We start from the raw sequence: 1,801 nt of genomic DNA on the forward strand, positions 1-1,801 counted from the left end.
CGTTTTCGTGGTGCGGGAACTCGAGGTCGCTGCCGCCGCCATGAATATCGAAGGTCTCGCCGAGGCAGCAGGTGGACATCACCGAGCACTCGATGTGCCAGCCCGGACGCCCGGCGCCCCACGGCGATTCCCAGCTTGGCTCGCCCGGTTTGGTGGCTTTCCACAGCACGAAGTCCAACGGATCCTGCTTGGCTTCGTCGACTTCAATACGCGCGCCGATGCGCAGGTCTTCGATTTTCTTGCGCGACAGTTTGCCGTAGCCCATGAATTTGGCGACGCGGTAGTACACGTCGCCATTGCCCGGGGCGTAGGCGTAACCCTTGTCGATCAAGGTCTGGATCATGCTCAGCATGCCGGGAATATGATCGGTGGCACGCGGCTCCATGTCCGGTTTGAGGATGTTGAGACGCGCCTCGTCCTCGTGCATCGCGGTGATCATGCGCTCGGTCAGCGCGTCGTACGGCTCGCCGTTTTCGCGGGCACGATTGATGATCTTGTCTTCAATGTCGGTGATGTTGCGCACGTACGTCAGGTTGTAACCGCTGAAGCGCAACCAACGGGTCACCAGGTCGAACGCGACCATGCTGCGGCCGTGGCCGATGTGGCAGTAGTCATACACGGTCATCCCGCAGACGTACATGCGCACATTGTTGCCATCCAGCGGTTTGAAGACTTCTTTGCTCTTGGTGAGCGTGTTGTAAATCGTCAGCACTTTTAATTTCCTTGACGCTGAATCACTGGCCCCACGAATCACGCAGGGTCACGGTACGGTTGAATACCGGCTGACCTGGTTTCGAGTCCTTCAAATCGGCGACGAAGTAGCCTTCGCGCTCGAACTGGAAACGGTCTTCCGGCTGCGCATTGCCAAGCGATGGCTCCGCACGACAACCGGTGAGTACCTGCAGCGAATCAGGGTTGATGTTGTCGAGGAAACTTGCGCTGTCTTCAGCCTTCTCAGGGTTCGCCGAACGGAACAGACGATCGTACAGACGCACTTCGCACTCGACGCTGGCCGCGGCCGGTACCCAGTGGATCACGCCCTTGACCTTGCGGCCTTCAGGGTTTTTACCGAGGGTTTCCGGGTCGTACGAGCAACGCAGTTCGACGATGTTGCCGTCGGCGTCCTTGATCGCTTCGTCGGCACGGATCACGTAGCTGCCGCGCAGACGCACTTCACCGGCCGGTTCCAGGCGCTTGTAGCCCTTCGGCGGCTCTTCCATGAAGTCGTCACGGTCGATGTAGATTTCCCGGGCGAACGGCAGCGCGCGCACGCCCATGTCTTCTTTCGGGTGGCGCGGCAGTTCGAGGTTCTCGACCTGGCCTTCCGGGTAGTTGGTGATCACGACTTTCAGTGGACGCAGGACGCACATGGCACGCGGCGCGGTGTGGTCGAGGTCATCACGGATGCTGAATTCGAGCATGCCGAAGTCAACCACGCCGTCGGAACGGTTGGTGCCGACCATTTCGCAGAAGTTGCGGATCGATTTCGGCGTGTAGCCACGGCGGCGGAAGCCCGACAACGTGGACATGCGCGGATCGTCCCAGCCATGCACGTGCTTTTCATCGACCAGTTGCTTGAGCTTGCGCTTGCTGGTGATGGTGTAGTTGAGGTTCAGGCGGCTGAACTCGTACTGACGCGGGTGCGCCGGCACTGGCAGCGCGTCGAGGAACCACTCGTACAGCGGACGATGGCTTTCGAATTCCAGGGTGCAGATCGAGTGGGTGATGGCACGGTCGCGCAGGATCGTAACGTCGCGCTCACTGGTGGCCAGCCCACTGTGACCGTGCGCGAACCAACGCT

General features: G+C 60.4%; 2 protein-coding genes. Both read right to left on the minus strand.

What is annotated here, in order from left to right; all coding sequences use genetic code 11:
* Window positions 1-712, minus strand: a 712-nt coding sequence (gene cysS / locus ACIP1X_RS28830) for a cysteine--tRNA ligase (RefSeq protein WP_400755968.1), incomplete at its 3' end; no start/stop codon positions are given.
* A gap of 22 nt (window positions 713-734) precedes the next feature.
* Window positions 735-1,801 (minus strand): glutamate--tRNA ligase family protein (locus tag ACIP1X_RS28835; RefSeq protein WP_400755969.1); only part of this gene is annotated, 1,067 nt, incomplete at its 5' end.

The organism is Pseudomonas sp. NPDC088885 (assembly GCF_044750025.1).
Taxonomy (GTDB): Bacteria; Pseudomonadota; Gammaproteobacteria; order Pseudomonadales; family Pseudomonadaceae; genus Aquipseudomonas; species Aquipseudomonas rustica.